The organism is Serratia grimesii (assembly GCF_900186025.1).
Classification (GTDB): Bacteria; Pseudomonadota; Gammaproteobacteria; order Enterobacterales; family Enterobacteriaceae; genus Serratia; species Serratia grimesii.
The window spans coordinates 2,947,290-2,969,888 of the sequence record NZ_LT883155.1; the positions used below are offsets into that span (position 1 = coordinate 2,947,290).

General features: G+C 50.8%; 23 protein-coding genes and 1 pseudogene. 9 read left to right on the forward strand and 15 right to left on the reverse strand.

Annotated features, from left to right (window positions below; genetic code table 11):
• Positions 1-445: 445 nt before the first annotated feature.
• Positions 446-961: a GNAT family N-acetyltransferase gene (locus tag SGBXF1_RS13875; protein WP_186427016.1), complete on the reverse strand. Its 516-nt coding sequence runs from the start codon at positions 959-961 to the stop codon at positions 446-448.
• A 219-nt stretch (positions 962-1,180) separates the two neighbouring features.
• On the opposite strand from SGBXF1_RS13875, the pseudogene SGBXF1_RS23875 reads away from it, so the two are divergent.
• A pseudogene (locus SGBXF1_RS23875) lies at positions 1,181-1,386 on the forward strand (site-specific integrase); the annotation flags it as partial.
• Between the two features lie 55 nt (positions 1,387-1,441).
• On the opposite strand, the gene SGBXF1_RS13880 reads toward SGBXF1_RS23875, so the two are convergent.
• The gene (locus tag SGBXF1_RS13880; RefSeq protein WP_037419758.1) at positions 1,442-1,888 is read right to left on the reverse strand and encodes a YcgN family cysteine cluster protein; all 447 of its coding nucleotides are present in this window, start codon (positions 1,886-1,888) and stop codon (positions 1,442-1,444) included.
• Between the two features lie 403 nt (positions 1,889-2,291).
• Here SGBXF1_RS13880 and SGBXF1_RS13885 point away from each other — a divergent pair, with 403 nt between their 5' ends.
• Entirely contained in the window at positions 2,292-2,540 is a 249-nt protein-coding gene (locus tag SGBXF1_RS13885; protein WP_037419760.1) for a CsbD family protein, read from the forward strand.
• 71 nt (positions 2,541-2,611) lie between these two features.
• Here SGBXF1_RS13885 and SGBXF1_RS13890 read toward each other — a convergent pair whose 3' ends face one another.
• The 3 genes from SGBXF1_RS13890 to SGBXF1_RS13900 form a co-directional block, all read right to left on the reverse strand.
• Positions 2,612-3,268 (reverse strand): fumarylacetoacetate hydrolase family protein, encoded by a 657-nt coding sequence (locus SGBXF1_RS13890; protein ID WP_012145477.1) that lies wholly within the window; start codon positions 3,266-3,268, stop codon positions 2,612-2,614.
• 83 nt (positions 3,269-3,351) lie between these two features.
• Complete coding sequence (locus SGBXF1_RS13895) at positions 3,352-4,413, reverse strand: lytic murein transglycosylase (RefSeq protein ID WP_186427017.1); 1,062 nt, start codon at positions 4,411-4,413, stop codon at positions 3,352-3,354.
• Between the two features lie 63 nt (positions 4,414-4,476).
• Entirely contained in the window at positions 4,477-4,749 is a 273-nt protein-coding gene (locus SGBXF1_RS13900; RefSeq protein ID WP_061806443.1) for a YcgL domain-containing protein, read from the reverse strand.
• A 136-nt stretch (positions 4,750-4,885) separates the two neighbouring features.
• On the opposite strand from SGBXF1_RS13900, the gene minC reads away from it, so the two are divergent.
• Genes minC through minE form a run of 3 tightly spaced genes read left to right on the forward strand, consistent with a single transcriptional unit; the run spans position 4,886 to position 6,698 of the window.
• Positions 4,886-5,587, forward strand: coding sequence for a septum site-determining protein MinC (minC, locus tag SGBXF1_RS13905; RefSeq protein ID WP_037419762.1), 702 nt, complete (start codon positions 4,886-4,888; stop codon positions 5,585-5,587).
• A gap of 25 nt (positions 5,588-5,612) precedes the next feature.
• A complete protein-coding gene (minD, locus tag SGBXF1_RS13910) occupies positions 5,613-6,425 on the forward strand; it encodes a septum site-determining protein MinD (RefSeq protein WP_037419763.1) in 813 nt (270 codons plus the stop codon).
• 3 nt (positions 6,426-6,428) lie between these two features.
• Entirely contained in the window at positions 6,429-6,698 is a 270-nt protein-coding gene (gene minE / locus SGBXF1_RS13915) for a cell division topological specificity factor MinE (protein ID WP_012145482.1), read from the forward strand.
• 236 nt (positions 6,699-6,934) lie between these two features.
• On the opposite strand, the gene rnd is transcribed toward minE, so the two are convergent.
• From rnd to SGBXF1_RS13940, 5 genes are all read right to left on the reverse strand, one after another.
• Positions 6,935-8,056 carry a ribonuclease D gene (gene rnd, locus SGBXF1_RS13920; RefSeq protein ID WP_037419979.1) on the reverse strand — a complete coding sequence of 374 codons (1,122 nt, stop codon included), beginning with the start codon at positions 8,054-8,056 and terminating at the stop codon, positions 6,935-6,937.
• A gap of 89 nt (positions 8,057-8,145) precedes the next feature.
• On the reverse strand, positions 8,146-9,834 hold the full coding sequence (fadD, locus tag SGBXF1_RS13925; RefSeq protein ID WP_037419765.1) for a long-chain-fatty-acid--CoA ligase FadD: 1,689 nt from the start codon (positions 9,832-9,834) through the stop codon (positions 8,146-8,148).
• 209 nt (positions 9,835-10,043) lie between these two features.
• A complete protein-coding gene (locus SGBXF1_RS13930; RefSeq protein ID WP_186427018.1) occupies positions 10,044-10,634 on the reverse strand; it encodes a Slp family lipoprotein in 591 nt (196 codons plus the stop codon).
• Positions 10,635-10,735: 101 nt separating this feature from the next.
• Complete coding sequence (gene tsaB, locus SGBXF1_RS13935; RefSeq protein WP_186427019.1) at positions 10,736-11,437, reverse strand: tRNA (adenosine(37)-N6)-threonylcarbamoyltransferase complex dimerization subunit type 1 TsaB; 702 nt, start codon at positions 11,435-11,437, stop codon at positions 10,736-10,738.
• Between the two features lie 80 nt (positions 11,438-11,517).
• A complete protein-coding gene (locus SGBXF1_RS13940) occupies positions 11,518-13,422 on the reverse strand; it encodes a DNA repair helicase YoaA (protein WP_037419770.1) in 1,905 nt (634 codons plus the stop codon).
• Positions 13,423-13,649: 227 nt separating this feature from the next.
• Here SGBXF1_RS13940 and SGBXF1_RS13945 point away from each other — a divergent pair, with 227 nt between their 5' ends.
• Positions 13,650-13,994, forward strand: coding sequence for a RidA family protein (locus SGBXF1_RS13945; protein ID WP_186427020.1), 345 nt, complete (start codon positions 13,650-13,652; stop codon positions 13,992-13,994).
• 55 nt (positions 13,995-14,049) lie between these two features.
• Here SGBXF1_RS13945 and mdtI read toward each other — a convergent pair whose 3' ends face one another.
• From mdtI to zwf, 4 genes are all read right to left on the reverse strand, one after another.
• Complete coding sequence (gene mdtI / locus SGBXF1_RS13950; protein ID WP_037419775.1) at positions 14,050-14,379, reverse strand: multidrug/spermidine efflux SMR transporter subunit MdtI; 330 nt, start codon at positions 14,377-14,379, stop codon at positions 14,050-14,052.
• A complete protein-coding gene (gene mdtJ / locus SGBXF1_RS13955; protein ID WP_061806445.1) occupies positions 14,366-14,734 on the reverse strand; it encodes a multidrug/spermidine efflux SMR transporter subunit MdtJ in 369 nt (122 codons plus the stop codon). Before mdtJ ends, mdtI begins: the two co-directional genes overlap by 14 nt.
• Before the next feature lie 565 nt (positions 14,735-15,299).
• Entirely contained in the window at positions 15,300-15,941 is a 642-nt protein-coding gene (locus tag SGBXF1_RS13960; RefSeq protein WP_061806446.1) for a bifunctional 4-hydroxy-2-oxoglutarate aldolase/2-dehydro-3-deoxy-phosphogluconate aldolase, read from the reverse strand.
• A 152-nt stretch (positions 15,942-16,093) separates the two neighbouring features.
• Entirely contained in the window at positions 16,094-17,569 is a 1,476-nt protein-coding gene (gene zwf, locus SGBXF1_RS13965) for a glucose-6-phosphate dehydrogenase (protein WP_037419787.1), read from the reverse strand.
• Positions 17,570-17,921: 352 nt separating this feature from the next.
• On the opposite strand from zwf, the gene SGBXF1_RS13970 reads away from it, so the two are divergent.
• From SGBXF1_RS13970 to SGBXF1_RS13980, 3 genes are all read left to right on the forward strand, one after another.
• Positions 17,922-18,794 carry a MurR/RpiR family transcriptional regulator gene (locus SGBXF1_RS13970; RefSeq protein ID WP_037419984.1) on the forward strand — a complete coding sequence of 291 codons (873 nt, stop codon included), beginning with the start codon at positions 17,922-17,924 and terminating at the stop codon, positions 18,792-18,794.
• A 188-nt stretch (positions 18,795-18,982) separates the two neighbouring features.
• Complete coding sequence (gene pyk, locus SGBXF1_RS13975; protein ID WP_037419789.1) at positions 18,983-20,425, forward strand: pyruvate kinase; 1,443 nt, start codon at positions 18,983-18,985, stop codon at positions 20,423-20,425.
• Between the two features lie 105 nt (positions 20,426-20,530).
• On the forward strand, positions 20,531-21,415 hold the full coding sequence (locus SGBXF1_RS13980; protein ID WP_186427021.1) for a leucine-rich repeat domain-containing protein: 885 nt from the start codon (positions 20,531-20,533) through the stop codon (positions 21,413-21,415).
• A 66-nt stretch (positions 21,416-21,481) separates the two neighbouring features.
• Here the strand turns inward: SGBXF1_RS13980 and lpxM are convergent, their stop codons facing one another.
• Positions 21,482-22,450, reverse strand: coding sequence for a lauroyl-Kdo(2)-lipid IV(A) myristoyltransferase (gene lpxM, locus SGBXF1_RS13985; protein WP_061806448.1), 969 nt, complete (start codon positions 22,448-22,450; stop codon positions 21,482-21,484).
• Between the last annotated feature and the right edge of the window lie 149 nt (positions 22,451-22,599).

Genomic DNA, 22,599 nt, shown 5'->3' on the forward strand with positions numbered 1-22,599 from the left:
GTGAGAGGCTGAGACATTGAGTGTTCAAACTCATCTGATTTGTACAAAAAAATTCATCATGGTGATGCATTATTGCATCAATATTTTGATGAAGTTTTGCCAAAAAATCCTTATAGTATCTGCAAGTTAGTATCACCGATTTCCCTGGTGTTGTTGTGTGTCTTGCCCCTCATCTTTGCAGGGGCTTTTTTCTTTGTCTGTCTCACCAAATTGGTTTAGACACGCCCGCCTCTTAAGCTCCCGACAACGGTCGTCTACCACGCCAGATAACGATCCTACGCGAATGGTACCTATGATCTTTTCAGCATTTTCATGATATCCATAAAGATAATCGCCAATGCCGCACAACTTGTTCTGGATTAAAGTCACTCACCAACGACTAATTTGGCCATAAAAAACGCTGAGTACACCAAGGTTTTGGTTTCGGCTGAATCCCAGGGTCTTATCAGTTGCTTTCTGCTATCGCATTCATCAACGTTGTGAAAGCTGTAATGTTAAAATCGTTAGAGCTACAAAGGACATCATAATAATGATCATTCAGCAGCTGCTTATGGCCAGTAGTGAAAAATCCATTTCTTAAATAAAAGTTTTTTCGGCGAACCCTCTCCAAATTATTAGTGGAGTTTTCATCAATCGGCTCAATGCAAACTGTCAGAGGCCTGCTTTTATCATCCTGACAGATCAGTCGGATAGCCTCACTTCCATAACCTCTGGAACGATATGCTTGATCTATGGCTAAAAATGAAAGAAAACGAACTTCTTCGTCTGGGATCAATACATAAAATCCAACAACATCATCCCCCTCAAGCAAGCCTTTAAGTTCAACCAGCCCCTCTACAACCAGCGGGAAATACTCGTGAAGTGCGATTCGTTGAGAATCAGGAAATGCATTAGTATTAATGGCTTCAAGTAACTCTAAACGAGCTGATGATAGCTCTACATCAACAGATTGCAGTGCCATAAAATTTTCGCCCACCCTGGTAAATCGATGATAAAAAACAATAAATCATTATAGGCAGATTTAACATTTCTTAATAGCTAAAGGCATAAGTATGTCGAATGAATGATTGATTGATTGATGCAAAAGGTCATGTTAACGCGAGGCTACGGATGATTCGATTTTCCCATTGCCACCCTATAAATATTACACTGTGTCAGCATACTGTAGAGCGTTACGTTTAAACATCGGAAAGTCGATGAGGCTAAGCCTACTCATGCTTGCTGGGTGTTAAGCGCCAGTGCAAACCCGAACTTCATTGCTAACCAGATGGGCCATACGGCAGCCCAAATGGTATACAGCGTTTACGGGAAATGGATGAGTGACAATAATCATGATCAGTTGAGCATTTTGAACGCTAATTTAGAGGAAATGCCCCATATATGCCCCATATATGCCCCAATCGGCATCCTACTGCCCTAAAATTTCTTTATTTTCAAAGCCTCAACGTGCCCAGCTCGGTTTATTCAGGATGTGATCCTGCCAGTCCACCACTTCGCTTTCGCGTACGGCAATATGGCGCACCGTAATACGTTCACCGTGCATCGCCGCCTTGGAGCCGCTAACCAGCGGATGCCAAGGAAATAAAGGCTTACCTTCACCAATCAGGCGATATGCACACGTCGGTGGCAACCAGTCGAAAGTCGTGAGATTTTCACGCGTCAACTTGATGCAATCCTCTTCCAGCTCAAAGCGACGCTCGTAATTGCGGCACTGGCACGATTTAATGTTCAGCTGGTTACAGGCTACGTTGGTGAAATAAATCTCGTCGGTGTCTTCGTCGATCAGCTTATTCAGACAGCATTGCCCACAACCGTCGCACAGCGATTCCCACTCTTGTTCTGACATTTCCGCCAGCGTTTTTTGTTGCCAAAAAGGGGTTTGTGACATGTTCGCGTCCGGTATAGGTAAATGAATAGATAACCTGCGTACAGGTTTTGAGGGTGCACTATATAGATATCCCAGCCAGATAGGAAGGCTGAAAACACTATATAATCATAGCGATAACAAAGTATCGCTTAAAAAAAACGCTATTTAAAACAACGGTATTCAACATTGCACGACACCACTGTCGGGCAATTACTCTATGTTTTCGGTGGTTTAGAACACCGAACTTATCGCTCAATTATACGTACAAATCGCAGACCCATCACCTTTCGTTTTTTCTCATGGTCGAATAAGCCCGTTCTCAGTCTCAAGATAAGATTCATCTCATAAAGCACGTTACGCCGCCCTAAGCAGCATAATCCTGCTATGGTTAATGTTCGCCTTTATACGAAATAGGGAGCCAAATATGTTTGGAAAAGCAGAAGATAAAGTGAATGAAGCTGCCGGCGCCGTGCAGGAAGCCTTTGGTAAAGCCACAGACTCGCCAGAACATCAGGTTAAAGGCGCGGCCCGTAAATACGCCTCTCAGGCCAGCTACGCAGCACGCGATGCGGCCGATACGGTGCGGACCCAGGTTGAATCCAATCCACTGGCAGGTGTGGCCATCGCCGCTGCTGTTGGCATTGTTTTCGGTTTCTTGCTGGGCCGTAAATAAACCATTTACTCAGCTATAACCGAAAAAACAAAAGGCCCCTCGGGGCCTTTTTACGTTGTTTCAATGTGGTTTTAAATCACACGTGTCGTTAGTGATTTACCGTTGAGCGTGATTTTCAACATGTCACCCGAACTCATTGGGCCAACGCCTTGCGGTGTACCGGTGAGAATAATGTCGCCAGCACGCAACGTGAAAAAACGGCTCATGTAACTGATCAGCGGCAAGATCGGCGTGATCATGTCACGGGTATTGCCCTGCTGACGCACTTGATCATTAACCGTCAGGGACAGTTCTGCGTTTTGCGGATCACCAAACTCTGCCACAGGAATGAAACCGGATATCGGACAGGATCCATCAAACCCCTTGGCTTTTTCCCAAGGTTGCCCCGCTTTCTTAAAGCCAGCTTGCAACTCACGTAACGTCAGATCAAGCGCAACACCGTATCCGGCGATAGCACGAGCCACACGATCTTCATTCGCTTGTTTTAACGGCGTGCCAATCAGCACTGCCAGCTCCACTTCATGGTGCACCGAACCGAACTCTTTGGGGATCGCCACCGGCTGACGGATATCACAGAGCGCCGTTTCGGGCTTAATAAAAACTACCGGTTCCGCAGAGGTTGCACTGCCCATTTCCTTGATGTGGTCAGCGTAATTACTGCCGACACAAACCACTTTATTCACTGGAAAATCAAGTAATGAACCCTGCCAGTCTCTATGTTGATACATACCGCCTCTCCCTACAATCATGTAGGGGCTTAGCATGCTAAGCCCGTTATTCCACGCGCTGGTGGAGGCACCGTGGTCTTTATCTATTGCCCGATGCCGTCAGCCATCATACCCACACCGATCGCAAAATAGTAAGAGCGATTCCAGTGCATAATTGTGCGGAAGTTATCATAAACCAGGAATGCACGCCCTTGCATGTCATCCGGAGTGATTACCCAACCGCGTAAGGTAGAATGCGGCAGAGCCGAACCGTCAGGGCGACGCACACCACGCTTTTGCCATTCATTCACGCTATGCGCCTGACTATCTTTCAATCCCACATTATCGGTGTTGAAACCGGCAGGCAGTTTAACCTCTCGCCCCCAACCGACACCCGGCTTCCAGCCTTCACTCGACAGATAATGGGCCGTAGAAGCAAACACATCATCAACGTTGTTCCAAATATCAATACGGCCGTCCCCATCGCCATCCAACGCATAGTGAAGGAACGACGTCGGCATAAACTGACACTGGCCCATCGCACCAGCCCAAGAGCCTTTCAGCTGTTCACGGCTAACATGCCCCTGTTCGAGGATTTGCAACGCCGCCATTAACTGTTGACTGAAGAACGCCTCACGACGCCCTTCAAACGCCAACGTGGCAAGCGCGGATATCACATCTTCACGCCCTTGAATCTTGCCAAAGGCACTTTCCATTCCCCACAGCGCCACCACATAACGTCCTGGCACACCATAACGTGCAGTGATGTGCGACAGCTGCGTCTGGTACTGTCGGTATAAGGTTCGCCCTTGCGCAATCTTGGCTGGCGGCAATACTCGCTTAAGATAATCATCCAGCGTAATTTTCTTTTCTGGCTGACTGCGATCTGCCTTTATGACCCGATCAACAAAATGCACATTGGCAAAAGCACTTTCAACGACGGTCGGGCTGATGCCTTTCGCCAATGCCTGGCGTTTTAGCTGCTCAACATAAGCGGGAAACTGCGCAGGATCACGGCCGGTTTCGGCAAGCGTGCTCTGGGCCGGCGGGTTGGTTACCCCCGGTAAAGTGGCCTGCTGAGGAGTAACAACCTGCGCCCCGACCTGCTGGCCAACACATCCCAGCGTAAGCAGAGTCAACACCGTCGTTATCGCCGACAATCTCATTACACAGCTCCTTTGTCAGTTTAGGGTTACTGATCCAGCGTAGCCCCTGTGCGCCAACGACGGTTATTTTTTATCGTTAGACAAATGCTGGTTTAATAAATTTTCCAATGGCGGTGGAACCTGCAGATAAAACCCTTCTTCTTTCAGGGCTTCCTTCACTTTTTCAATATCCGCCGAGGCTAACTTTTCCCGACCTTCAAGCGAAAGCATCATAGCCAATTGTGGTGTACCGAAACTTTTCATCAGATCTTCGGGCACGCGAGAGAAATCGTCTTTTTTTTCGACATAAAGATAAGTTTGATCGCGTTTCGAGCTTCTATAGATCACACAAAGCATGTTTTTAACTCTATTTAATTGGGGCAGCGTCTTGCCTGGATATAACTCTGACTATAACATGCTTATAGTACTTCGGAATATCGCACCCCGATTGGTATTCCGGGGATTTAAAGTTGCTGAGACTGAGTCAGGATAGATGTCACAATCGCCAATTGAGCTAAAAGGCAGCAGTTTTACCCTATCGGTTGTTCATTTGTATAATTCGGAACCCGAGGTAATACGTCAGGCATTAGTGGAAAAAGTGGAGCAAGCGCCCGCTTTTTTGAAAAATGCCCCTGTTGTTATCAACGTTGCGACGCTTAACGGCGACGCAAACTGGAAAGAACTTCAACAGGCTGTCACGGCAGCAGGACTGCGCGTTGTAGGTATCAGCGGTTGCAGAGATGAGCGGCAAAAACGTGCAATAGCCCGTGCCGGGCTGCCGTTATTGAACGAAGGCAAAGGCCAAAAGATGGCTGCCCAGGAACCGGCTCCCGCGCCTGTCCCAGTGGTGGATCCCAACGCCCCCGCCAAGACGCGCATCATCAGTGCTCCTGTCCGTTCCGGCCAACAGATTTATGCCCGCAATAGCGATCTGATTGTGACCAGCAGCGTCAGCGCCGGCGCCGAATTAATTGCCGATGGCAATATTCACGTCTATGGCATGATGCGAGGTCGTGCGCTGGCCGGGGCATCCGGTGATACACAGTGCCAGATTTTTTGCACGCACCTGGGTGCTGAGCTAGTCTCTATCGCAGGGCAGTACTGGTTGAGCGACCAAATCCCGTCCGATTATGTCGGGCAGGCCGTACGACTCAGCCTGTTGGATAACGCTTTAACCATACAACCTTTAAATTAAGCCCTTTTGACAAGGAATCCATTTCATGGCACGCATTATTGTTGTTACATCGGGTAAAGGGGGCGTTGGCAAGACCACTTCAAGCGCGGCCATCGCTACCGGCTTAGCCCAAAAAGGGAAGAAAACCGTGGTAATCGATTTCGATATCGGTTTGCGGAATCTTGACCTGATCATGGGCTGTGAACGCCGGGTTGTTTACGATTTCGTTAACGTCATTCAGGGTGATGCCACACTGAATCAAGCGTTAATCAAAGACAAACGCACGGAAAACCTCTTTATCCTGCCAGCATCGCAAACACGTGATAAAGACGCGTTGACCCGCGATGGCGTTGAGAAGATCCTCAACGATTTGGGCGAGATGGATTTTGATTTTGTGGTCTGTGACTCTCCAGCAGGGATCGAAACTGGTGCACTGATGGCCTTGTACTTTGCTGACGAAGCCATCATTACAACCAACCCGGAAGTCTCCTCGGTACGTGACTCTGACCGTATCCTCGGTATCCTGTCTTCCAAATCCCGTCGTGCAGAACGTGGCGAGTCAGCCATTAAAGAACACTTGCTGTTGACCCGTTATAACCCAGGCCGCGTTAGCCGTGGCGACATGCTGAGCATGGAAGACGTGCTGGAAATCCTGCGCATTCCACTGGTCGGCGTTATCCCGGAAGATCAGTCCGTACTGCGGGCATCTAACCAGGGTGAGCCGGTAATTCTTGATGCTGAATCAGATGCCGGTAAAGCCTATGACGATACCGTTAGCCGCTTGTTAGGGGAAGAACGCCCCTTCCGCTTCATTGAAGAAGAGAAGAAGGGTTTCCTGAAACGCCTTTTTGGGGGATAAACCATGGCATTACTAGACTTCTTTCTGTCCCGCAAAAAGCAGACAGCCAATATAGCCAAGGAACGGCTGCAGATTATCGTCGCAGAACGTCGTCGCGGGGACAGTGAGCCCCCGTATCTGCCTGATTTAAAACGCGATATTCTGGCGGTAATTTGCAAATACATCCAAATCGACCCTGAGATGCTGCACGTGCAGTTTGAGCAGAAAGGGGATGATATTTCGGTACTTGAACTCAACGTGACATTACCGGAATCGGAAGAAGTAACTAAATGAGTGTGACGCATTAATTACCCCCTGTATATTTTCTTGCAGGGGGTAACTGTATGCATACCCAGTTATTGAGATAAAAAAGACCCAATTATCATTTTTACCCTTTGGGATTAATCTCAATTAATCTTGCGTCACTGTTGTTTAGAGTAAATGCTGGTAGTAAGAGTCAGTACTTCAATTATTCCTAATAAATAATCAGAGCAGTGTTTCCTTACCCTGCCCTGACTTTTTAAATCCGATTAATAATCCTTCAGAATGTCCTGAAGCGGCGTCGATAATAAATCACCTCGCCAACCGCTGACTAATTCTGGCAAGTTGTCGCCACCTTTCAATTTCCAATGCCAATTCAGCAACTGATTAATCTGCCGACGTGATGCCAGCAATTCGCTGCTCAGCCCACTTTGCTCACTAACAATGACGATCGCCGCTTTGATTTCCTTGAACACCTTCTTATAACCAGGTTGATCGACCAGGTTCGACAATGGTTCAGGCAGGACGGATTCATCCAGCTCGGCGGCTTCAGCAACCAATGCCAATAATGTTTTACCGTGATAGCGAATTTCCGGGCCGCTTAAGCCCAGTGAGTCCAGTTCCCCTAAAGAAGTGGGCATATGACGCGCCACTTGCCAGAGATTCTCTTCACGTACCACGAAATTCACTGCCAGATCGCGTTCACGGGCCTGACGCAGGCGCCATTCCGCCAGTTTCTGCAAACACCCCAACTGACGCGGACGTAATTGCCAGGCATTGGTGATTTCACGGTAGGCCAATTCCGGCGCCAACGTCTCGCTACGGCGTTGACACAACAACAGGCATTCATTGCTTGCAGCTGCCGTCCAACCAGCCTCCTCCGTCTCCTGCACGAGCTGTTTAGCCATTGGCAACAGATAGAACACATCAGCCGCAGCGTAGACACATTGTTTTTCTGTCAGTGGGCGAGCGAGCCAGTCGGTACGGGCTTCGCTTTTATCCAGATCCACCTGCATATATTCCGACACTAACGTCGCAAAACCGCACGATAATGGTCGACCAGTAAAGGCTGCCAGGATCTGGGTATCCACCATCGGCGTCGGCAGCGTTTTGAACGCATTGAGGAACACTTCTAAATCCTCACTGCCGGCATGCAGGAACTTCACTATCTGGGTGTCACTGAGCAACTCGATAAACGGCTGCCATTGCTTGATTGGCAAAGGGTCAATCAGGGAAAGTTGTTCACCGTCGTATAACTGAATCAGACCTAACTGAGGATAGTAGGTGCGCGTTCTGACAAATTCGGTGTCCAGCGCAATCTGGGCATGCTTTTTCGCCTGCTCGCAGACCTGCTGCAATCCGGCATCGGTAGTGATCAACTGATAGTTCAAAACGTCATTCTCTTGGTCGCTTTCATGATTCAAACACAACAACGCCGGCATTCACCGGCGTTGTTGATCTGTAAGGCGTGGATGATGACCTAGGCGGCATTGGCCGCCACAGGTTTTTTCTGCTCATCACGCAGTTCTCGCCGCAAAATTTTACCGACGTTAGACTTCGGCAACTCGTCGCGGAACTCAACAATTTTAGGCACTTTATACCCGGTAAGCTGCCGACGGCAATGGGTCAACAGCTCTTCTTTGGTCAGAGATGCGTCTTTCTTCACCACGCAGATCTTAACCGTTTCACCGGATACGTCATTCGGCACGCCAATCGCCGCGCATTCCAACACTTTTGGATGCTGACTGACCACTTCTTCGATCTCGTTCGGGTAAACGTTAAACCCAGACACCAGAATCATGTCTTTCTTACGATCGACGACGCGCACAAAGCCCATGTCATCCACTGTAACGATATCACCGGTCGCGAGCCAGCCATCTTTTAATACTTCATCCGTCGCATCCGGCCGTTGCCAGTAGCCTAACATAACTTGCGGCCCTTTGACCCACAGTTCACCCGGCTCACCTACCGCAACATCATTGCCATTATCATCCACCAACCGAATATCAGTAGAAGGCACCGGCAAGCCGATGCTGCCGCTATAGTGTTTTAAGTCGTGTGGGTTACAGGTAACCAACGGTGCGCATTCTGTCAGACCATAGCCTTCCAGCAAGTGCTTACCAGTAGTTTCTTCCCATTTGTCCGCCACGGCTTTTTGCACCGACATGCCTCCGCCTACTGAAAAGCGCAGCGTCGAGAAATCCAATTGATGGAAATCGCTATTATTGAGCAGCGCATTGAACAAGGTATTGACCCCGCTTAGCGCGGTAAACGGATAGCGCCCCAGCTCCTTCACTAACCCTGGAATATCGCGCGGGTTAGTGATCAGAAGATTGCGGCCGCCTAGCTCGATAAACAGCAGGCAATTCACGGTTAATGCAAAGATGTGGTAAAGCGGTAATGCGGTGACAATCAGCTCCTGACCGTCACGGAACAGTGGCTCGTAGGCGGCTTTAGCCTGTGCTACGTTCGCCTGCATATTACGGTGTGTCAACATCGCGCCTTTCGCCACGCCGGTCGTACCACCGGTATACTGCAAAAACGCCAAATCAGAGTTGATGATATCAGGCTTAACATACTGCTGGCGGCGCCCGCGTTGCAGTGCGCTGCGGAAAGAAATCGCAGCAGGCAGATGATATTTGGGGACCAGTCGCTTAATGTATTTCACCACGAAGTTAACCAAGGTGCCTTTCGCCGTAGAGAGCTGGTCGCCCATGCGCGTCAGGATCACATGTTTTACTTGGGTGTTGAACACCACTTTTTCCAGCGTATGAGCAAAGTTGGAAACGATGACGATGGCACTGGCCCCGCTGTCATTCAGCTGGTGCTCCAGCTCGCGCGGCGTATACAGCGGGTTAACGTTTACCACCACCATACCGGCACGCAAAATACCAAACAGCGCGATCGGATACTGCAAAAGATTAGGCATCATCAAAGCGACACGATCGCCTTTCTGCAGGCCCAGCTCGTTTTGCAAGTACGCTGCGAAGGCTCGACTGCGCTCTTCCAGCTTACGATAGGTCATCACTTCGCCCATGTTGATGAAAGCCGGTTGATCCGCATAACGCTTAACCGCATTCTCAAACATTTCGACCAAAGATGAATAACGATCGGCATCGATCTCTGCCGGAACATCTGCCGGGTAACGTTTTAACCAGACCTTATCCAAGGTATTACTCCTGAAATCATTACTCATTATCATCATCGCAGCCCCTAACTCGCAGCTAAACCATAACAATATTTTAACTCAGCAGACCAGTTTGAGTTTTAAACATTATTCAGGTTGCGATGTACGTCACTAATTGGCGGTAATTCCCTGCGCCAAAAGAAAAAGGCGGCCGGAGCCGCCCTCTAAAAACTGTTAACATCAAGCGAACACTATTCGGTAACGATAGTTTGTACCTGCGCCGGGCCAGGATTATACCAGCCGTAACCCACGCCCCAACCAGGGCCCCAGGTTCCGCTACGCCAACCCCACGGCCCCATCGGCGCCGGTGGCATCATGACCTGTTGGGTGAGATGCCAACGTTTGTAACCGGTGGCATTCATGGTGACAAATTTGTACGGCGTCATACCAATCTTACCGTCTCTTAGACCCGTGATCGGGCCAACAACGGTAACCAGCTGGCCTCTGAAGTCAACCGGCTCCAGGAAACCGTTAACCGATGCCAGCAGCCGCCCCTGCGACGGTTCGCCCAGAATCGGTCGTGCGCCTGAATCGAGCGGCACCGTAGCGATTTCTAATACGGTCCGTCCCTGTTCGTTCGCAACATTCACCACGGTACCGCCAAAACGAGCTTCAGCACCTACAAACAGGTTCGGCGCATTCTGTACCGAAGATAGCTGCTGCACCGGCGTTTCCGTGCTGCCCTTGATCGCATCAGGTACAGTGACACAACCCGACAAAGCGAGCGCACCGCAGGCAATGGCCAGCAGCGACATTTTTTTACTTACAGTGTGAGTTAACATCGTCGCAATCTCCTGAAATAGCTGTAACTTTGACATCAATACACAAAGCAAGTTGCAGACCATTCATTTCCTGGCATCAACCAATGCGCAATCGGCTTCGGTTATTCACGACCAGGCAGTTTTTTCCAGGTGACTTCATTGCGCAGGTAAGTCGGCTCGGCATTTTCTACCTGTACCGCCAGCCCTTTTTGCCAAGCTTGCAGTGCTAACGGCAGCATATCTTCCGCTTGCGGTAACAGTATTTGCCCATCCCGCAGGGTTAAGGAAGAACCCGTAACCAGGTCAGGATAGGTTTGCCAGCCAGTGCCAACATGTGCCCATTCACCTTGCAGACCTTGCGCTCGTTCCAGCGCCTGCGATGGAGAAAGCACAGCTTCACCTTCGCTTTCCAGCCAGTTACCGTCTTGCTGACGTTCGAACTGCCCCCAATAAACCTCACCCATGCGTGCATCTATCGCTGCCAGAACGCGGTTTGCGCCAGTGACGCGCCAAGCCCCTTCTGCCATAGTTTGCAAAGTAGAAATACCGAGCAATGGCAACCCAGCCCCTAATGCCAGTCCCTGCGCAATACCAATGCCAATACGCACGCCGGTAAAGCTGCCTGGCCCACGGCCAAAGGCCAAAGCATCAAGCTGATTAAGGGTTACACCGGATTCCGCCAGCACTTGCTGCACCATCGGTAAAATGCGTTGCGTATGCTCACGTGGGCACAGCTCAAACAGGGCGTGGATTTCGCCTTGATTCCAGAGCGCAACGGAACAGGCTTCCGTCGCTGTATCGATCGCTAAAATTCGCGTGGACATGCCAACCTCAGGCGGGAAAAAAACAGGGTTTTTCATACAGGGCGCGCATTGTAGCACAGCCCTGTGGTCACGCCTATCCGCTAGCGCTCTGCCTGCAGGAAGGCAATCGCCTGGGCAATATCACGGGTACGTGGCGTCGGCGGTAAACTGTTGAGGAATACTTCGCCATACGGTCGCATCACCAAGCGGTTATCACAGATCACCAATACGCCGCGATCGTCGGTATCGCGGATCAAGCGGCCAACGCCCTGTTTGAGGGTGATAACCGCATCCGGCAGTTGCACGTCGTTAAACGGATCGCCACCACGTAACCGACAGTCTTCAATCCGAGCTTTCAACAAGGGATCGTCAGGCGAGGTAAACGGCAATTTGTCGATGATCACACACGACAAAGCGTCGCCACGCACGTCCACCCCTTCCCAGAAGCTACTGGTCGCCACCAGCAGCGCATTACCAGCCTCCACAAACTGCGCCAGCAGTTGTCCTTTACTGGTCTCCCCCTGCAGCAGAACCGGCAACGTCATGGTCGCGCGGAACTCTTCCGCCAGTTCACGCATCATCTGGTGCGAGGTACAAAGGAAGAAACAGCGGCCGTTATTGGCCTCAATCAACGGACGCAGCATGCGTGCCAGTTGCCTTGCGCCTCCAGGCTGATTCGGGGATGGCAGGAAGCGCGGTACACACAATAAGGCTTGTTTTGCATAGTCGAACGGACTGGCCAGCAACAACGTTTTGGCTTTGTTCAGACCCAAACGATCGGTGAAATGCCCCATTTGTTCATTCACCGACAACGTTGCCGAGGTAAAAATCCAACTGCCTGGTTTTTCATCCAACAGCTCACGGAAGCGATCAGCCACCGTCAGCGGCGTTAACGCCAGCACGAAATGGCGTGAGTTGCACTCATACCAGTAGCTGAAACCCGGCTCATTGACCTCTTTCAAGCGTTTGAGACGTGCACGGTACAGCGTGGCACGCTCGAAGGCAGCGTCCAGCAGAGCCGAACGACCAAGAGACAGTTTGACCACGTCGTAGCACAGCTCCAACGCGTCATCGAGCAACAGTAAGGCACGTTGCACGTTTGGCTGGCTCAATACCTCACGCAGGTTGCCGCGAAAGCCTGGTTCACCCAGCATCAAACGGAAGTCCTGCGTACTTTGGCTGAGCCGGTCGGCACTTTTTTGTAGCTGTGCGGCATCGCGAACTTCGGTACGGTAAGCAATGGAAATGTCTTTGGCCAGATCCAGCAGCTGGCGGCTAGTGAGCTGTTTGCCGAAGTACTGACTGGCGATATCCGGGATCTGATGCGCTTCATCGAAAATCATCACGTCAGCTTCTGGGATCAACTCAGCAAAGCCACCCTCTTTCACCACCATATCAGCCAGGAACAGATGGTGGTTCACAACCACCACATCAGCATCCATCGCACGGCGACGCGCCTTAACCACAAAGCAATCTTTATACAGCGGACAGTCACTGCCCAGACAGTTATCGTTGGTGCTGGTCACCAAAGGCCAGACGAAGCTGTCTTCAGCGACATCACTACAGCTACTGATATCGCCCTCTTTGGTCATTGACGACCATTTACGCAGATGGACCAAATCGATCAACGCCTGTCCAGCCAGCTCTCCGCCCGCCATCGACTGTTGCTCGAGACGTTCCAGACACAGATAGTTTGACCGCCCCTTCAGCAACGCCATCTTGCCTTTGTACTTCAGCGCCTTAGCGACGGTAGGCAAATCGCGTGCATAAAGCTGATCCTGCAGCGCTTTTGAACCGGTGGAGATAATCACTTTACGATCGGCCCGCAGTGCCGGTACCAGGTAGGCATAGGTTTTACCGGTGCCGGTGCCAGCTTCGACCACCAGCTCCTGCTTGAAGTTAATGGCTTCGGTGACCGCTTCCGCCATCTGCCGCTGTGCTTCACGCGGTTTGAAACCTTTGATTGCCTGCGCCAGGGCGCCGTCTGTTGCGAAATCGTCTGTCACGCTATCTCTCTGCCGATGTAATTCAGCATTGATTATGCCAATCCTGCTGCACGGCTACCACCGACTTTTACCCGATGGCTTTCACGTCATCGTTAGCGGCAGGCTCGCTTGTCCCCAAACGTTGACTTAAGTCACTCACTGGGAAGACTACAACGCGGGTTTAACGTTGCGCATTTCTGTCGATGGCTGTGATACCCTTAAGGTGATGATGATATGGAGATAACTGAATGAATATCGAACGAATTGATCCGGACCAGCGCTGGTCGGAAGCGGTAGTTCATAACGACACCGTCTATTACACCAGCGTGCCGGAAAATCTGGATGCTGACGCTACAGCACAAACCGCCAACGCCCTGGCAGCGATCGACGTGATCCTGGCCCGTATTGGCTCAGACAAGAGCCGGGTGCTGGATGCCACCATTTTTCTGGCGGACGGTGCCGACTTTGCTGCAATGAATGCCGCCTGGGATGCCTGGGTAGTGGCAGGCAGTGCCCCCGTGCGCTGTACTGTGCAAGCCAAGCTGATGAACCCGAAGTACAAGGTTGAAATCAAAATCATTGCCGCACTGTAAAAACAAAAAACCGCAGACGATAACGCCTGCGGTTTTTTTACTTGTTGTCAGTTGATTAAGCCAGCTTGATGATTACCATCCCCGCCAACAGTAACACCAGACCGATCCAACCTTTGGCATTCAGTCGTTGACCGAACAAGATCCAACCGGCAGCAATAGTCGCGGCAATACCAAAACCGCCCCACAGGGCGTAGGCAACCGACAGGTCAATTCCCTTTACCGCCTGTGCTAACGCACTGAATGCCCCCAGTACTGACAGCAAAGACAGGAGACCCATCCAGACTTTACGGAAGCCGTCAGACATCTTCAGGAAGATGTTAGCGACAATTTCCAACACGATCGCCAAGCCTAAAAAACCGATGTGGTACAACTCAAGCTGTTGCATGGTTGTCACCTCGCGGACTGACCTGTTTTCGTGGCTTGCGGGTACCAGACTTCACCAACAGGATACCGGCAATTAACGTCACCAAACCCAACACTTTCAGTGCCGAGATAGGTTCATCAAACCACAACACGCTGAACAGCGTAATGAACAGGATACCGATACCTTCCCACAATGCATAAGCGACACCCAAGGCAACACGCTTTATCGCTAATGACAGCATCACATACGATGCGGTGATCATGACATACATCACTATATGACCGGTCATGCCGCCGCTGATGCTGGCGTATTTCATTGACAAGGTACCGATAATTTCGGCCACGATGGCCAAACCTAAAAAGATCCAATAAATCATAATTTCTCTCCCAAACGGCGAATAACGCACGCTAAGGCGTATTTATCCCGATTTATCTCGTCTGACAGGCGCAACAAGGCGCTGACGACGCAGAGATCCCTGGGGATAAACTGACCCAAACGTATTAAAAATGTTTGCCCGGTTAAGCGGAATGACGAAGGACTGAGCCTGTCACCAGCACCGGTTAAGGGAGAAAGACGCTATAGCTCGCTGCACCAGTGATGCTCACTGGCAAGGATGGCAGATAGGAAAAGCTGGCAAGTAGAGGTTCTGAGGGTAATTCCATTAGTTGTCATCATAAGTATTCTCTATTCTCAGCCGCACATTATCTTGTTACACGGAGTGCGATTTGCCCAATATCCTCATCAAGTAAAATTTTCAACTGTGATAGTTGTACCACAGCAAAAATTATAAAGCAAACCCCTGTTTTCGCAAAAAATATATAAAAAAAGTTTAAAAATAATAAAGTTAAGTAATTTAAAAATAAAAAAAGGTTCAACATCATGTTGAACCTTCGATTGGAACGAGTCGGCCAAATAATCGTCAAACCCAGGCTCGGCGCGGGTTACGCTGTAGCACCACTGACAGCGGTACGCGCCAGTTCGGTGATGCGTGCGTAGTCACCATTTTCTAACGCATCGGCTGGTACTAACCAAGAGCCGCCGATACAAAGTACACTTTTCAGCGCCAGATAATCACGGTAGTTATTCGGGGTTATACCGCCAGTCGGGCAGAAACGCACCTGTGGGAATGGTCCGCCGATCGCCTGTAACGCCTTCACGCCACCATTAGCTTCCGCCGGGAAGAACTTGAACTCGCGCAGGCCATGATCCATACCCAGCATCAGCTCTGAAACGGTGCTAATGCCTGGAATTAACGGAATGGAACCTGCGGTTGCTGCCTTCAGCAGTGCCTCTGTCAGGCCTGGGCTGATGGCGAATTGCGCCCCCGCTTCGGTCACTGCCTGTAATTGCTGTGGGTTAATCACCGTACCGGCTCCAATAATCGCTTCCGGCACCTCCGACGCGATAGCACGAATCGCGTCCATGGCGCAGGCAGTCCTTAATGTGACCTCCAGTACGCGCACGCCACCAGCTACCAACGCCTTGGCCAACGGCACCGCATGTTCCAGTTTATTGATCACAATCACCGGAACTACCGGGCCTGCGGTCAGGATCTGTTCTGCGCTGGTTTTCCAGTTTTTCATTGTTACTTCTCCATTACTTACGGGTTATCAATGGCACGCCCCTGCCACAGGGCCCCGCGAATCAACGCAGGCGTCCGGCCGTACCCCAAGTGATGTTGCGCCCCGGTATTGCGGGCAAAAAAATGCCGGCAGATAAACTGCCGGCAGAGTTATTACTCGAACTCGTTCCAGGAACGGCCGTCGCGAGTGATCATCGCGACTGACGCCACCGGCCCCCAGGTACCGGATTGATACGGTTTCGGCGCTTCGTTATCGGCTTTCCACGCGTCCATGATGGAGTCGACCCACTTCCATGCCTCTTCCACTTCGTCGCGACGCACAAAGAGCGCTTGAATACCGCGCATGGTTTCCAGCAGCAGGCGCTCGTAAGCATCCGCAACGTGCTCCTGGTTGAAGGTTTCGGAGAAGCTCAGATCCAGCTTGGTGGTTTGCAGACGGTGCTTGTGATCGAGACCAGGCACCTTGTTCAATACCTGAATCTCGATGCCTTCATCCGGCTGTAAACGAATGGTCAATTTGTTCTGCGGCAACTGCTGGTAAGAATCGCTGAACAGATTCAATGGCGGGTTCTTGAAGTAGACGACCACTTCGGAACATTTGGTCGGCAGACGTTTACCTGTACGCAGGTAGAACGGCACACCCGCCCATTGCCAGTTATCAATATCCACACGAATGGAGACGAACGTTTCCGTATTACTGCTTTTGTTCGCCCCTTCCTCTTCCAGATAGCCCGGCACTTTTTTGCCCTGCACGAAACCGGCTGTGTACTGACCACGTACGGTGGTTTCACGAACATTGGTCTGATCAATACGACGCAGTGAACGCAGCACTTTAACCTTCTCGTCACGAATACGGTCGGTGGTCAGATCCGCAGGGGGTGACATGGCGATCATGGTCAGAATTTGCAGCAGGTGGTTCTGGATCATGTCACGCATTTGGCCGGCTTGGTCAAAGTAACCCCAACGCCCTTCAATGCCCACTTCTTCCGCCACGGTGATCTGCACGGAGTCGATAGTACGGTTGTCCCAGTTGGACGCGAACAGTGAGTTTGCAAAACGCAATGCCAACAGGTTCAGCACGGTCTCTTTACCGAGGTAGTGGTCAATTCGGTAAACCTGAGACTCATTGAAATATTCCGCGACCTGATCGTTGATCACGCGTGAAGACGCGAGATCGGTACCAAGTGGCTTTTCCATGACGACACGTGCTGGCTCGTGGTTCAGCTTGGCTTCGCCCAAGCCTTTGCAGATCGCTCCGAAAGTGCTTGGCGGCATCGCAAAGTAGTTAATGGTGGTGCGATGCTTCTGGTCCAGCATTTTGCCCAGTTTGGCAAAGTTCTTGCTGTCGTTCACATCCAGGTTGCAGAAATCCAGACGCGCGCTCAGCGTGGCCCAGAGTTCGTCATCCAATTTTTCTTTCATAAAGGTGCCAAGCGCTTCCTTGACCACTTTGATATAGGCTTCTTTATCCCACTCGGCACGGCCGACGCCGATAATACGGGTATCCGGGTGGATATGACCGGCTTTCTCTAACTGGTACAGGGAAGGCAACAGCTTACGACGCGCCAAATCGCCTTTCGCGCCGAAAATAACCAGGTCACACGCCTGGGCTGTAGAGGTTACCGCCATGTTCATCTCCTCGTTGCAGGATATTTGTAATTTTCTTACATTACTAATGTACTCTCTTTAACTACGGCCAGTAAACCCGGATCAAAAGTAGAAAAAAAGCCCTGGAAATTGCAGTGTTAAGCGTTATCTGGCGTAAATGCCGCTGACCGAACGAAAAACTGTAATTTTCTGTCTTTTTTGACACTCTTTTACCATTATGAAAGTTAGACACAGGTCATGTTCTGATGAAAAAAGACTGCATACCCTCTGTCTACACTGCCAACGGTCTCCAGCACGTAGTATATTTTCACTAAACCGGCATTGATTTCTCCTTTGATTGAAATCGACATACCCTATGAGTGACTCTCGTTATATGAATACGCTGGAAAAAATCCAGAGCCATCTGGAGCTACTGAGCAAATCTGAACGGAAAGTTGCAGAGGTGATCCTGGCCTCTCCGCAGACCGCCATTCACTCCAGCATCGCGACGCTGGCCAGGATGGCGGACGTCAGCGAGCCTACCGTCAACCGTTTTTGCCGCCGTCTTGATACCAAGGGCTTCCCTGATTTTAAGCTGCATTTGGCACAAAGTCTGGCCAATGGCACACCTTACGTAAACCGTAACGTGGAGGAAGATGACAGCGTCGCTTCCTATACCGGTAAAATTTTCGAATCCGTCATGGCGAGTCTGGATACAGTAAAGGCAAATTTAGATATTGCAGCAATCAATCGTGCTGTTGATCTGCTTACCCAGGCAAAAAAGATCTCTTTCTTCGGTTTAGGTGCCTCGGCAGCCGTCGCCCATGACGCCATGAATAAGTTTTTCCGCTTCAATATCCCGGTAGTCTACTTCGATGATATCGTCATGCAACGTATGGGGTGCATGAACTCCAGCGAAGGTGATGTGGTGGTATTAATCTCCCACACCGGCCGCACCAAAAATCTGGTGGAAATGGCGCAGCTTGCGCGAGAAAACGACGCCACGGTGATCGCCATTACCTCACGCGACACCCCTTTGGCACACGAAGCAACGTTGGCGTTACTGCTTGATGTCCCCGAAGACACTGACGTTTATATGCCCATGGTGTCTCGAATTGCGCAATTAACGCTCATCGACGTTCTCGCTACCGGATTTACCTTGCGTAGAGGGGCCAAATTCAGAGATAACTTGAAGCGGGTCAAGGAAGCGTTGAAAGAATCGCGCTTTGATAAGGGTGTAGTTATTCCCAACAATTTCGACTCGTAACCGATGTGAAAAAAACTGTCGGTCAGGATAATCTGAACGGCAGCATTAGAGGCAGTACCCTGTTAAAACGCTCATGCGGGTAACCCGAGTGAAACATCAGTGTAGTAAAATTACATTTCACTCCTGGTTTCGTTATCCGACGTTATCGCAACACCAATAATTTGCTTCACCAGTCAACGGAGTAATACATGTCCAGACGGCTCAGAAGAACCAAAATTGTTACCACACTGGGTCCGGCTACTGACCGCGACAATAATCTGGAAAAGATCATTGCCGCTGGCGCTAACGTAGTTCGGCTAAACTTTTCCCATGGCAGTGCTGAAGATCACCAAGCTCGCGCTGACAAAGTGCGCGAAATTGCTGCCAAGTTGGGACGTCACGTCGCTATTCTGGGTGACCTGCAAGGGCCGAAAATTCGTGTTTCCACCTTTAAGGAAGGCAAAATCTTCCTTAACATCGGTGACAAATTCCTGCTCGATGCCAACATGTCCAAAGGCGAAGGCGATAAAGAAAAAGTCGGTATCGACTATAAAGGCCTGCCTGCCGATGTTGTGCCGGGCGATGTGCTGCTGCTGGACGATGGCCGCGTACAGTTGAAAGTGCTCGAAGTTCAGGGCATGAAAGTCTTCACCGAAGTGACCGTTGGCGGCCCACTGTCCAACAACAAAGGTATCAACAAACTCGGTGGTGGCCTGTCCGCTGAAGCCCTGACCGAGAAAGACAAAGCCGATATCGTCACTGCAGCAAAAATCGGCGTTGACTACCTGGCTGTTTCCTTCCCTCGTACCGGCGAAGACCTGAACTACGCACGCCGCTTGGCACGCGATGCTGGCTGCAATGCCAAGATCGTATCCAAGGTTGAGCGCGCCGAAGCCGTGTGCAGCGACGAAGCTATGGATGACATCATCCTGGCTTCTGATGTAGTCATGGTGGCACGTGGCGATCTGGGCGTCGAAATCGGCGATCCTGAGCTGGTCGGCATCCAGAAAAAACTGATCCGCCGTGCCCGTACACTGAACCGTGCCGTGATCACCGCAACCCAGATGATGGAATCGATGATCACCAACCCGATGCCTACCCGCGCCGAAGTCATGGACGTGGCGAACGCCGTGCTGGATGGTACCGACGCCGTTATGCTGTCTGCTGAAACCGCAGCCGGTCAATACCCGGCGGAAACCGTGGCTGCGATGGCCCGTGTTTGCCTGGGCGCGGAGAAGATCCCTAGCATCAATGTCTCCAAACACCGCCTGGACGTGCAATTTGACAACATTGAAGAGGCTATCGCCATGTCTTCAATGTACGCGGCAAACCATCTGAAAGGGGTTACCGCACTGATCGCCATGACCGAGTCCGGGCGCACTGCTCTGATGATGTCACGCATCAGTTCCGGCCTGCCTATCTTCGCCATGTCACGTCATGAGCACACACTGAACCTGACTGCATTGTACCGCGGTGTTACACCAGTGTACTTCGATAGCCACGAAGACGGCGTCATCGCTGCCAACGACGCGGTTAATCGCCTGCGTGATAAAGGCTTCCTGGTCTCTGGCGATTTAGTGATCGTTACCCAGGGCGACGTAATGGAAACCGTTGGTACGACCAATACCAGCCGTATTTTGCGCGTCGAATAATCACTACTGATGCCGGCCGTTAACTCGGCCGGCATTTTTCCCCGCACTGCCCTTTCCCCTGTTAAACTCCCCTCCAGTCGCCGCTCGGCAAACGGAGAGCCATTGATGCTTCATCAACACCCACAGCAAAACCACACCACACACGCTCTGGATCTGGACAGCCAGGGGCTGGAAAGTTTGGATGATGCCTGCCTGCAAGGCAATTCACTGCTGAAAATCAGTTTATATAACAACCGGCTTCGTGAACTCCCGGCGCAAATGTTCAAACACACAAATTTGCAGGTGTTGAATATTTCCTGTAATCAACTTGGTGAACTGCCGAACGGCATTGGCCAACTGCAACGTCTTGCCATGCTGGATTGCGGCCACAACAAAGCCACTCACGTACCTGCAGCAATTGGTGAGTTGCATGATCTGACCTACTTATATCTGAGTGATAATGCCTTTTGCGATCTGCCCATCGAATTGGGTCGGTTACGCAAATTGCGCTATCTGAATGTGACAGATAACCAGCTAACTCAATTGCCAGCGGCTATCGTTCAACTCGACGCATTGCAAGAGCTCCGGTTGTACAACAACCAAATTGCTGCATTGCCTGGGGCTATCAGTCAGTTAACTTCACTGCGGGAACTACATCTGATGAATAATCGCCTGACGACGCTGCCAGATGAGATATCTCACTTGTCCGAGCTGGCAGTTCTGGATGTTGAAAATAATGCCATCAGTCTGCTACCCGATGCATTCTGCCATCTGCCCCACCTGACCGACCTCAACCTACGCGCCAATCAGTTACAGCAGTTGCCCGCCGATTTTGGCTTGCTAACCGCGCTGACCACGCTTGATCTGCGGGCCAACCGCCTGAGTACTCTGCCGGCTAGCATGGCGGCATTGACCCGTTTACGGCGGTTGGATCTCCGCTGGAACAACTTTGCCCATATGCCTGCCGTGTTGGAGCCACTGATTGCTCAAGGCTGCATGGTGCATATTTAGACCCAGCAACAAAAAGGGCCAGACACCTGAAGATGGCTGGCCCTTGGCTGTCAGCAAAAACTTCACTTAACGATATAAATCGTCACGTGAATAGGGTTCAATTTCCCCTTCTTTGCGCGTTTTCAATAGTTTGAGGATCCAGGTGTACTGTTCTGGGTTCGGCCCCACCAGATTCTCAACCTCTTCATTCATTCGTCGTGCAATATAGTGATCATCAGCCGTGGCCAAATCATCCATCGGCGGGCGAATATGAATATCCAGCATGCTGGTTTTGCCATCATAGACCGGGAACAGTGGCACAATGGCTGCACGACAAACCTTCATCAAACGCCCAACCGCGGGCAGCGTCGCCTTATAGGTCGCGAAGAAGTCGACGAACTCACTGTGTTCTGCACCGTGATCTTGGTCAGGCAGATAATACCCCCAGTAACCCTGACGCACTGAGCTGATAAACGGCTTGATACCGTCATTCCGTGCATGCATTCTGCCGCCAAACTTACGACGCACCGTATTCCACAGATAATCGACTAATGGATTGCTTTGATTGTGGAACATCGCCGCCATCGGCTGACCACGAGCCGCCATCAGCATTGCCGGTACATCTACTGCCCAGCCATGCGGTACCAGGAAAATCACGTTACGACCTTCTTCACGGATTTTATCCAGCACTTCTTCCCCATGCCAGCGAACGCGCTTCAGCACTTTTTCCGGTTTAGTGCAGGCCAGTTCCGCCATCAGGATCATCGATTGGGGGGCCGTGGCGAACATCTCATCAATGATGTGCTCACGATCGCTTTCCGACACCTCTGGTAAACAGTACAACAAATTGATACGGGCACGACGCCGGGCACCTTTAGCGACTTTGCCTGCCAGTTTGCCAACCGCACCAAGCACCGGATCGCGCAGGCGCGCAGGCACCAGTGAAATACCGGCCATCAGCCCTGTACCTAACCAGACGCCCCAGTAGCGCGGGTGGTAAAAAGCTTTCTGAAATTGCGGGATGAACTCAGGATTTGATTTTTTTTCGTTTTGCATGCACAAGCTCTTAACTTAGCGGTTCGGCTAATCATAATTGCAATGATTGATTTTGCAATTAACAACGGCGAAGCGCCAATATAAAACAACATCGGCCCGTAATCAGGCCGATGGAATCACTGGCGCGTTAACGCGCCCTGACAAATGGA

Bases quoted from the DNA above. Each gene is read 5' to 3' on its own strand.
- SGBXF1_RS13930 (WP_186427018.1), bottom strand. From the start codon at position 10,634: ATGTTAACTCACACTGTAAGTAAAAAAATGTCGCTGCTGGCCATTGCC.
- tsaB (WP_186427019.1), bottom strand. From the start codon at position 11,437: ATGTCCACGCGAATTTTAGCGATCGATACAGCGACGGAAGCCTGTTCC.
- minC (WP_037419762.1), top strand. From the start codon at position 4,886: ATGTCACAATCGCCAATTGAGCTAAAAGGCAGCAGTTTTACCCTATCG.
- SGBXF1_RS13885 (WP_037419760.1), top strand. From the start codon at position 2,292: ATGTTTGGAAAAGCAGAAGATAAAGTGAATGAAGCTGCCGGCGCCGTG.
- pyk (WP_037419789.1), top strand. From the start codon at position 18,983: ATGTCCAGACGGCTCAGAAGAACCAAAATTGTTACCACACTGGGTCCG.
- SGBXF1_RS13890 (WP_012145477.1), bottom strand. From the start codon at position 3,268: ATGTATCAACATAGAGACTGGCAGGGTTCATTACTTGATTTTCCAGTG.
- minD (WP_037419763.1), top strand. From the start codon at position 5,613: ATGGCACGCATTATTGTTGTTACATCGGGTAAAGGGGGCGTTGGCAAG.
- SGBXF1_RS13895 (WP_186427017.1), bottom strand. From the start codon at position 4,413: ATGAGATTGTCGGCGATAACGACGGTGTTGACTCTGCTTACGCTGGGA.
- SGBXF1_RS13945 (WP_186427020.1), top strand. From the start codon at position 13,650: ATGAATATCGAACGAATTGATCCGGACCAGCGCTGGTCGGAAGCGGTA.
- zwf (WP_037419787.1), bottom strand. From the start codon at position 17,569: ATGGCGGTAACCTCTACAGCCCAGGCGTGTGACCTGGTTATTTTCGGC.
- SGBXF1_RS13980 (WP_186427021.1), top strand. From the start codon at position 20,531: ATGCTTCATCAACACCCACAGCAAAACCACACCACACACGCTCTGGAT.
- SGBXF1_RS13960 (WP_061806446.1), bottom strand. From the start codon at position 15,941: ATGAAAAACTGGAAAACCAGCGCAGAACAGATCCTGACCGCAGGCCCG.
- lpxM (WP_061806448.1), bottom strand. From the start codon at position 22,450: ATGCAAAACGAAAAAAAATCAAATCCTGAGTTCATCCCGCAATTTCAG.
- mdtJ (WP_061806445.1), bottom strand. From the start codon at position 14,734: ATGATTTATTGGATCTTTTTAGGTTTGGCCATCGTGGCCGAAATTATC.
- SGBXF1_RS13880 (WP_037419758.1), bottom strand. From the start codon at position 1,888: ATGTCACAAACCCCTTTTTGGCAACAAAAAACGCTGGCGGAAATGTCA.
- SGBXF1_RS13970 (WP_037419984.1), top strand. From the start codon at position 17,922: ATGAATACGCTGGAAAAAATCCAGAGCCATCTGGAGCTACTGAGCAAA.
- SGBXF1_RS13875 (WP_186427016.1), bottom strand. From the start codon at position 961: ATGGCACTGCAATCTGTTGATGTAGAGCTATCATCAGCTCGTTTAGAG.
- minE (WP_012145482.1), top strand. From the start codon at position 6,429: ATGGCATTACTAGACTTCTTTCTGTCCCGCAAAAAGCAGACAGCCAAT.
- SGBXF1_RS13900 (WP_061806443.1), bottom strand. From the start codon at position 4,749: ATGCTTTGTGTGATCTATAGAAGCTCGAAACGCGATCAAACTTATCTT.
- mdtI (WP_037419775.1), bottom strand. From the start codon at position 14,379: ATGCAACAGCTTGAGTTGTACCACATCGGTTTTTTAGGCTTGGCGATC.